This is a genomic window from Cytophaga hutchinsonii ATCC 33406 (genome assembly GCF_000014145.1).
Taxonomy (GTDB): Bacteria; Bacteroidota; Bacteroidia; order Cytophagales; family Cytophagaceae; genus Cytophaga; species Cytophaga hutchinsonii.
The window spans coordinates 3,960,193-3,970,444 of record NC_008255.1 but is presented as its reverse complement, the minus strand read 5'-3'; the positions used below and the strand labels follow the sequence as shown (position 1 = coordinate 3,970,444).

4 protein-coding genes are annotated in these 10,252 nt (G+C 36.7%); 3 read left to right on the top strand and 1 reads right to left on the bottom strand.

The genetic code is table 11. The features are described 5' to 3' along the window. Window positions 1–66 precede the first annotated feature (66 nt). The 3 genes from CHU_RS16755 to CHU_RS16745 are packed head-to-tail and all read left to right on the top strand — an operon-like array spanning window position 67 to window position 8,700. Entirely contained in the window at window positions 67–1,761 is a 1,695-nt protein-coding gene (locus CHU_RS16755) for a hypothetical protein (protein WP_011586790.1), read from the top strand. Between the two features lie 41 nt (window positions 1,762–1,802). Beyond that, window positions 1,803–7,427 carry a fibronectin type III domain-containing protein gene (locus tag CHU_RS16750; RefSeq protein WP_041932469.1) on the top strand — a complete coding sequence of 1,875 codons (5,625 nt, stop codon included), beginning with the start codon at window positions 1,803–1,805 and terminating at the stop codon, window positions 7,425–7,427. Then, entirely contained in the window at window positions 7,402–8,700 is a 1,299-nt protein-coding gene (locus CHU_RS16745; RefSeq protein ID WP_011586788.1) for a hypothetical protein, read from the top strand. The genes CHU_RS16750 and CHU_RS16745 overlap by 26 nt, the downstream gene beginning before the upstream one ends. A 47-nt stretch (window positions 8,701–8,747) precedes the next feature. Here the strand turns inward: CHU_RS16745 and CHU_RS16740 are convergent, their stop codons facing one another. Continuing rightward, on the bottom strand, window positions 8,748–10,217 hold the full coding sequence (locus CHU_RS16740) for a phytoene desaturase family protein (RefSeq protein WP_011586787.1): 1,470 nt from the start codon (window positions 10,215–10,217) through the stop codon (window positions 8,748–8,750). Window positions 10,218–10,252 lie beyond the last annotated feature (35 nt).

Sequence of the window (10,252 nt, the reverse complement as noted above, 5' to 3'; positions counted from 1 at the left end):
AAATACATCCGAACGAAACATTTTCAGAACAGGCATTTACCCGAAGCCCGTTGCTAATTGAATCAAATGAAAAATATTTTAAGTGTTTGTTTTATACTTCTAACTGTTGTGCTGCAGGCACAACAGTTAGAAAGTTTAGGTATAAAAAAGGGAGTAAAAGTAAATGGCGGAATATCTTTCGCGAACAACTTTTATACCGCTTCCGGTATTTCAAACCGTTTGAACCCTTACTCCTACGTACTTTCCGGAAATTTGAATATCAATGCTTTTGGTGTTGCTGTTCCACTTTCATTTGCCTATTCCAATCAGAACTTTTCATACAGACAGCCATTTAATATTATTGGCGCCAGCCCTTCCTATAAAAAATTCAAAGCACATATAGGTTACCGTAATTTGACTTTTTCACCATATACCTTAAACGGACACAATTTTCTGGGTGGCGGTTTTGAATATAACGGCGATAAATTTGGTGTTGTGATCATGTCCGGGCGTTTGCTGAAAGGAGTTCAATATGACAGCAACAATGTAAATGTATTGCCTGCTTATAAACGCATGGGTGCAGGTATAAAATTATCGTATCGGAATAAAGGAGATGAAATTTCGCTGTCAAATTTTTATGCGAAAGATATCATCAATTCAATTGATTCAGTTCCTCCGCGATTAGGTTTACAGGCCCAGGAAAATGTTGTCTGGGGAATTTCATTTAAAAAATCAGTAGGTAAAAAATTCGCACTTACGGGTGATCTTGCACGCTCCGAATGGACAAAAGATATTACGGCACAGCAATTACCGGAGCAATCAAACAGTCCGTTTGCAGCGCTGTTTTATATTAAAGGAAATCAAAGCACGGTTACATACAATGCAATGAAATTCAATGGTACCTATACATTTAAGCTGTTTTCGCTGGGTGCAGGCTACGAGCGTATAGATCCGGAGTACAGAACGCTTGGTGCCTATTATTTCAATAACGATTTAGAGAACGTAACCGTGAATGCAGCAACAGCTTTATTAAAGGATAAAATTAAACTATCCGGTAACATCGGGTTGCAGCACGATGATTTGAATAAAACAAAATCATCTTCTATGAAACGTACCGTTGGTTCCGTATCGCTGGGTATGAACCCGACAAAACGCTTAAACATTAACCTGTCGTATTCCAACTTTTACAGTTATGTAAATATTAAACCCATTGATCTGCAATATCTGCCCAATGCGCGATACGATACACTCAACTATACACAGGTATCTCAGACCATCTCCGGTTCTGTAGGCTATAAATTACTGGAAAGTGACAGGGTTACAAAAATGATTCAGTTGTCCAGTTCGCAAATGAGTGCGTCAAGCAAACAGGCTTCGGCCAATCGTAAAAACAGCATGCTGAATGCAACCATTGCTTACAACCAGGCATGGAAAACATCCGGCATAAGCTTTGGCATCAGCATGAACGGAAATCAATCCAGGTTTGAAGATAATACCAATATGTATGTTGGTTTAGGCATTACAGGCGGTGCACCGATCTGGAAGAAAAAACTGCGTTCAAATCTGGGCATTAATATGAATCAGAATTACGATAACAATACCCTGGTAGCGTATCTGTTTTCTGTAACCAACAGCTATTCTTACAGATTAGGCAAACATCAGTCGTTCAATGCCAGCCTGCGTTACACAGGCAGAACAAAAATAGCTGATTCTGCTACCGGAAGATACAATACAAATTTTAATGAGTTTATGGGCTCGCTTTCTTACAGCTACAGCTTCTAAACCATTAATTTAATCAGACATTATACGAAATGACTATTTCAATGAGTACGAATAAATTAAGTATGCGGATTTTATTTTTAGTGTTGGTATGCATGAGTATTATCAGTACACCTGTTCAATACCTGTTTGCACAGCAGCAATACCCGGTGCAGATTCAGCCATCCGTTTCTTTTCCTTCTACCTTTTTGAGCGACTATGCAGACCCTGCAAACACAAGCATCCGTGTTTATCTGGCTGATATGACGAAACAAAATTATACGATCAATATTCGTATTCAATTAACAAGTACCAATATTTCATACACCAGTCTTTATGGTATTAATGTAACGCTTGACGGCGGACAGGTATATTTTTTAAATGCAAATGAACTGGCACGTCTATTCGCACTCACTGATTTAAAAGTTGTTGCTTCTTCACAGGGTAATGAACCCAACTCACTGCCGGAAGGCTCATATAACCTGGCACTGCAGGCATTTGATGTAACGCTTTTACCGACACTCGTACCTGTATCAAACATCCGTACAGATTTCACTATTTTCAATGTCGTGCGTTATGACCCGCCCCTGTTAAATGCACCAATGAATAAGCAGGAATTTGATCTGCAGACGACCAACCAGAATATTTTCTTTAACTGGACTCCGCGGCACATTGTTTATTCGCCAAACCAGCGGATACAATACCGTTACCGCATGATACGCGTTATTCCGGTAGATCGTAATCCGTATGATGCCGTAAATACGAGCCTTGCCGGAGCAACAGGAAATATTGATGTAAACAATTTAGACTTTCCTGCATTCAGTTATTCTCCCGCTGATCTTAAGCTGGAACCAGGTGCCGTATATGCCTGGCAAGTGCAGGCATATGAAACAGTAAACGGGCAGAAATCAACCAGCAGATTTAAAAACCAGGGATACTCAGAAGTATTTACGTTTTCTGTTAAAGAACACTGCGAGCAGATAACCCTTGGAACACCTCTTGTTATGGGGAATTCTGTAAAATTTAACTGGAACAGCGGAATCTCTTCAGAATATAAGGAATACGAATTCAATTACCGTAAGGTAGGTTCAAACACAGGCTGGATTCCGGTCAGTACACTTGAAAATACCATTACGCTTGATAACACCGTACTTGAAACAGGTGTTTCGTATGAATACAATGTAAGAGCCCGGTGCAACAATTGGCTGCTGCCGGTACAAGGTGAAAACTTTACGTTAGCAACACCAACCTGTGTACCGCCTTCTCCGCTTACAGTCAATACAAGCGGCAATGCAACCGTATTGAGCTGGCCGCAGGCAAAAAGTGTTGACAGCTTAAAACTATATTATAAAATAACAGGCAGCAGTGATCCGTATAAAACACTTGGACTAAACGCTGCGGATGTGCAGTGCAGCCTTCCGCTGCTTACATCAGGCGGCTACACCATACACCTGGATGCACTTTGTGGTACCGAACAGTCGGCAGGTGCAGAAAATTCCTTTGCTTTTGATGAGACCGGTATTGTAGGACCGTGCCCGATACCCCTGCCGTTTCAATTGACTGCAAACCGGATTAAAGGAGATACTGCAAGCCTGCAATGGAACACCGTTGCCGGTGCACATACAGGATCAGGTATCACATACTGGCACAAAGATTCAAGCACCGTTACCTATACCCTGAGTGCAATAACAACAAGCGCAGGTACAGGGGTGTCCGGCCGACATATTTACAACGATCAGGTATATAGCTACCAGATTACCTATCAATGCGGAAATAAAACAAAGGTAACACCAGTAGGTATGTTCCGGATTCTTTCTGCATCAGCACAAGTAGCCATCGATCCGCAAACAGCGAATTGTTTTCCTCCGGTAGACATCCGTGCAGAAGCACGCGACTCCGTATCTGCCCGCGTAGAATGGGATAAAATTTCCGGTGCCGAAAGCTATGAACTGAGCTATCGGGTAAAAGGAACAACCGGTCTTTTTACAACGTTCAATACAACAGCAATCAGTACAACACTGAAACCATTGCAGGCCAATGCACAATATCAATTGCTGGTACGTGTTAAATGCAACGGACTGTTCAGTATCTATTCAGATACAGCGTTACTTGATCTAACCGTTGCGCGTAACAGGAATTGCGATACAATAGCCTATTTTAAAACGCTTAACAAAACCACCGGCAATATTCAGGTTGCCTGGGATTATGATTCAACCAACACGGGTTACATCATTAAATACAGAGAAGAGGCACAACCGATTGCAACGGAGTATACACAGGCATTTACAAATATTGACAGCTTAAAGCAAAACAATTTAGTGCTGCCGGATACATTTAAATATACGTTTCAGAATTTAAAAGCCGGCACAAAATACATTTTCCGTATTCAGAAAATATGCGGACAAAATAATGCACTCTTTAATGCGCCGTTAGTTGTTTCCACCATGCCCGATACAAAAAGTACGGGAGCCTGCGGAAGCGGAAATGTGTGTGATAAAAATCCGGCAACAAAATTACAATCCTTAAAGGTAACGGATACCATTTATTGCGCGGATTACCTTGTTGTGGTAGATAGTATAACTACTGCTACATCAAATCCATCGATGGGTCTTTATTCCGGTCTGGGCCATATGGAAATGCCCGTGCCTGGTCTGGGTGATTTTGTAAACATGCATGTGAGTTTTAATAATGTAAAAATAAACGGCAAACCCAACAGCTGTGTATATGATGGAACGATCAATATAGACAGTATGAATGCCAGCATCATACCAATAAAAATAAGGGATTCTATCAAGGCAATTATGGCGAAAGCCGAAGAAGTAATTGACCAGGCAAACGAAGTGTTAAATCAGATACAAACAGGTATAGATGATGCGCAGGCAGCCACACAGGATGGCATCGATTATTTTCAGGGTGGTGAAGGTGTAGGAAATGTTAAGACCGGAGGCTTGGGTGAAACGGAAGCAGGTGCTAAAATTTCCAAAACTACCCGGACAGCCACAGTAGGTACAAATTCTGTTACGATTGATGGGCGCACCGTTCCGGTCACGTCAGTCCCGGTATTGATAAAGGATAGCGATGGCCAGGTATTCCAGGTGTCGCCTGCCGGGGTTGTAACTTATCTGGGGGTATATAATACAGCGTTCGCAAAAGATACAACCTTAGATCTCTCTGCACAGATTGTTACCTATGAAGAGGCTGCAGGGGCTGTGTATGATTTTGATAAACGTGAAACGGCATATAGTGTGTCCACACAGATTGACCGGGAATACGAAAAAATCGGCACGAGTTATTATGTGCCGGCTAAGTTTATAACACCGGGCGCGCTGGATAAAGTAACGGCAACGGTAAGCGGAAGCAGCGCAGATCCGGCAAAAGTTGTATTTACAAACGGAAAAGGGTTTGTATATGAAAAAGGAACGGCAACCGGCAATAGCTTTACGCTAAACGTAGCGGGTGGTCCGGCCTCAGACGGGCAGTACATCTATGCCTGGTATGTAGATGGAGATAGCAAAAAAGCCATCGGTAAATTGTTGTTGCCAAGTTATGCACCGCAGGTTAAAAATGTTGTCATTGTTCCCGTAAAAGGAAATCAAACGTTTAATCCTGCAACGTATGAAACGTATCTGAATCAAACCTATCAAAAGGTAGGTATTACCTATCATGTAACACTGGATAACACCTTCCGCACAAATACAGCCTGGTCAACCGACGGCAATTTAACCGTACAATCAAGTGCAAGCGGTCTGCTAAGCAACGATTATCAGGGAAAAGAAAAAGCTATTGTTCAGGCGTATGTAGCATTTAAAGGCGGTGCTGCTAATATAGATTCCACCGCTGCTTATTTTATGGCAGTCTACGAACCCTCTTCAATAAAAGATGGAACATCTAATTTATTAGGTAAAATGCCGGCAGAGGAGCAATTCGGATTCTTATATTCAGGCAGCTTCCCTGCTTCAGGCTCAGGACAGGATGAGGGCTTAAAACGTACGATGGCGCATGAACTCGGGCATGGAGCTTATCACATGGAACATACTTTCAATGCCATTTATTTGCGTGAAACCAGCAGAAATAATACAACTAACTTAATGGACTATGCCGCAGGTAATCAACTCTGGAAATTCCAGTGGGACATTATACACGCACCAGGCCATGTGTGGGGGATTCTGAAGAGAGATCGGGATGCGCAACTGGTGAGAGATCCATTTTTCTTTAATCCCGGTGGAATTCCATTTAAAATTAAAACAGATCTTTGGGGAGGAAATTATAAGTTAAATGTTCCAATTAGTATGATTGAAAATGGAACATTTCCCAATGGTGTTGTATATGGTTGGTATGTTTTAAAAAATGATGTAAAAGTTGATGAGTTTAGAGCAAAAATTCAGAATGGTAAATTTTTAGGATATTATCAGGTAGTAGATGATGTAGTAACAAATAATTATTACGATGATGGTGTGTCATTGCAAATTGATTATAGTTTTGAGCTTAATGACCTTGGTAGCACTCTTTATCTTGCTAATTATATTGGTAGATGCAATGTGGCTCTTTATAAAACTGAATATACAATAAGAGGAACAAGAAAGACTGAAAGTGAGTATAAAAACGGTTCTGTTAAAGTAATAGCTCAGATAAATAATTATTTACCCATAAGCCTAAGCGAAGTTATAAATTATCAAACGCCTTGTTCTTTTACAAACGGAAAATTTGCTGCAGGTGAATATGCCACATATGATGATTATAAAAAGGTACTTGGTGCAAATGCTCAGCCTATTGGATCAGATACTTGGTCAGGCGCTTGGCTAAAATCTGATAGAATAAATCGAACACAGAGATGGATTAATGCAATGGAATATATTACATTACAAAAATGGCATAATGTTTTAAGACCATATCACCAAGTTAGTGATTATTATCTTTGGGCTCAATGGAAAGCTGAAAAGTTAGGTCATGAAATAAGATGGGCGAAAGGTGCTGCATATTTAGTAGATGATTTAGGAGATGGATATGAATCCGGTGCGACAAGTGCAAATATTACAGATATGGGCGAAAGAATGGGCCAATCAATTTTGTCAGATTTGAATATGGGTATTTTAAACTATGCGATGGATAGGTTTAATGATTTGTTTTATGGGCCAAATAGACATGTTATACTAAAGGGTAATGCTGCGTATTTATGGGATTTAAGTTTTATTAAAGAAGAACAAGGTGATGTTGCATATGGTGTGTATCCAAATTATAAGAATTCTGAAGAGTTGACAACATTAAAAAATATAACTCGAAAAGAAGGTATGTATGGAACTGGCTCTGTTTTTATTGCAAGATTTATTCCAAATTTTGCAGTAATTGAAGCAGATGTTAGTGATGCTAATACAAGATATGGAGAAGTTGCAAGAATAAATATTCCAATGTTTATGCTTTGGCCAAATACACATGATATGAATGCATATCAGCAATTTACTAACCCTTATAATTTATCTAATCACAGAACTCCTTACAATAAATATCTTATATCTGGAGGTAAGCTTAATGTAAATTATGTTACAAGTGATTGTGTAACAACAGCTGTATATACATCTCCTGGAACTCCTGCAGTACTTGTAAAAATCTGTAATGATAAATTTGTTGAAGAAGTATTATATGCAAATTCTCAAGTAAATAGATTTTATGAAAGCAATAAAATCCAGCAATAATATTTATTTAAGAATAATATGTATTATAGTGTTTTTGTATTCTTGTAGTCAGGAAAACAGAAATATTAATTATACTGAAAAACAAAATGAATATAAAGACACTTTGCACAAAATATTCACTGAATGTGGGCTAAAACAATTTTTAACGAAAGAAGACATTGCTTTAGTAGATAAAAATTACAACTCTTTAGTGGGGCGAAATATATATACATATGCATATCTTTCGGATTCAATTTTCCTTAAAGATAAAGGTGTTATATTTTATAATAATGTACCTGAAGGGAGTTTATTTGATTATAACAAGACTCATTTAGTATATTTTAATAGAAGAGGGCCAGACAATGAAATTCATGTTTATGATATAGCTAAGGGAAAAACAACACCATATACTTTTAAATTTGATATCAAATACCCCTTTAATCTAATTATTGTAGGGGATAATGTTGTTGTAGCCGATATAAATGGCAATCATTTTTTTAATTTAAAAACATTAGAATATCTCTTTTTTTCAGAAGGATCTATGAATATCAATACACCGAGAGATCAAATTAATTATTCTAATACTGCAAGAAGCGCAGACGATTGTATTTATCCATATAAAGGTGATCAGATAATAAAAAGCAATCATACCTTTATTCTACAGAGTAGCAATAAAAAAAATGAATCCTATAGCGATAATTATTTATCACTACTAAATGTAACTAATAAAAAAATTGTTCACTTAGATTCTTCAAATCAATTTGATAAACAGAAAGGCATAGCAAAATATTTTTCTGTGCATTATTATCATGATTCGCTAGGCTTATTATACCACATAAATTATAACCCTCCAATATACAATCCAACACTATTTAGATACGATATCCGAAACAAATCTCATATTTGGTCATTACCAATGAAACAAAAGGAATTGATAGTAAGCATTCCTTTTTTATGTTTAGCAGAAGTGAATGATAGTATAACCAAAGCGTTAAATATGCATTTCTATTCTGTATCTGATGGGTCATTATATAAAAACATTAGTGTTGCAGAATTAAAAAATGATGAAATAGGTATTGTTATGATGAAACTTTTCAAAAATGTTTTAATTATAAAATGCCAAACAAAACAAGAACAAAAAAACTCAAGATTTTTTAGTATTGTTATAGACATTGTTAGTGGCAAACAATATACAATTGATGATTTCGAACGAAATGCATTTTTTGAAAGTGATTTTATTGATAAGTATGGAAATTATTATTGGTATGTAAATGGTATGGGAATTTATGAATAGATGATTTGTATATTTAATTATTTAAATGGTATACTGTAAATAAAAACTTAAAAAGTTTCAAGTATATGTTTCGATACAATTTTACTTCCAATAAGTCCGGCAACTGTCCCAAGTCCGGGCCAGGTATTATCGCCAACAATCCATAAATCTTTTTCTCCTATATTTTGAGGAATAGAGTTGAAATTCGAATTTTCTAATGTTTGTTTAAAACCACCAACACTTCCGTTCACTCTATTTGTAAACTTCTGATAAGTTAGTGGACTACCTATTTTATAGATGATTCCATTATCTACTAAATTTGGATAGACCCGTTTAGCATAACCTAATAATCTTTTGCCAATTTCTTCTTTTTTAAGCTGATACTGATGTTCAGATAAATTTTTCCATTCATTAATATCACAATGGGTAGAAATCATTACAGAACGATATCCAAGAGGGGCAGACAAAGTATCATCCTTTGAGGAAATGGAAATAAACATATTATTTCCATTTCCTAATGGTGAATCGTAATTGAGTAAAATTTGATGATGCGTTAATATTTCATTTTCTAAATTAGATTCCGGCACTCCTAAAAAAATGACGATTGCCCCTCCTGTAGCTTCTTTATTGTGAAACATATATTTATTTAATATTTTTTTTATATGGATAGGAGCGATGTTGTATGTTAAATCAATTGGTAAGGAGCTAACTATTTTTTTTGCATAGAAGGAACCTTTAGATGTATTAATTGTCCAGACAGAACGATCTTTTGATAGACTTAAAACTTTATGCGCTTTTTTAATTACACCATCTTTGCTTAAGTAAATTTTTGAAAGATAATTCCAAAACCCTTTCATTCCTCCTGTTGCTCTCATTAATCCAGCACCTCTTATTGAACAACCTAAAGAAGCATTAATGAAAGGTGCTTTATCTATTGTACTATTAACTGTATCCTCAATAAGAACTGAAAGTAATCCCTTTAAGGCTTTATCATTTTCAAGTTTAAATTTTTTTAAAATATCAAGCATCGTGTAATTTTGATATTTCAATAAATAAATATTTTTTGCACCAATTACTCTAAAAGCATAAATAATATCATTCAGGTTTTTTATTGGTAGACGAATATTCTTTCTTGCAGCCCTCCAAAAGACTTCAGTTGTTTTATCAATAAGATTCCAAAATTCTATGTGATTTTTAGTGGTTCCGATTTTTTCTAACCGTTCTTTATTCCATTTAATAGCATCTCTATATAATGTTACTTTTCGATCCGGAAGCCATAACACATAATCAATATATTCCCCCTCAGGTAAAGAAAAATTAAGCTCTTCAAAAAAATCACCTCCAATTCCCCCTTTACTAAAATCAACTAAAGTAGTTGCCCCTACATCAAATGAAAAACCTTTTTCACTAAAAAAGCCAGCACATCCACCTAATTGCCCATGTGATTCAAAAACAATTGTTTTAAAACCTTTATTTTGTAGTCTTAAAGCAGTAGCAAATCCTGATATTCCTCCTCCAATAATGGCTATATCATACATGTTTCATAAATAAATAATTTATCTCTTTTATTGAA

Bases quoted from the DNA above. Each gene is read 5' to 3' on its own strand.
- CHU_RS16745 (WP_011586788.1), top strand. From the start codon at position 7,402: ATGAAAGCAATAAAATCCAGCAATAATATTTATTTAAGAATAATATGT.
- CHU_RS16740 (WP_011586787.1), bottom strand. From the start codon at position 10,217: ATGTATGATATAGCCATTATTGGAGGAGGAATATCAGGATTTGCTACT.
- CHU_RS16755 (WP_011586790.1), top strand. From the start codon at position 67: ATGAAAAATATTTTAAGTGTTTGTTTTATACTTCTAACTGTTGTGCTG.
- CHU_RS16750 (WP_041932469.1), top strand. From the start codon at position 1,803: ATGAGTACGAATAAATTAAGTATGCGGATTTTATTTTTAGTGTTGGTA.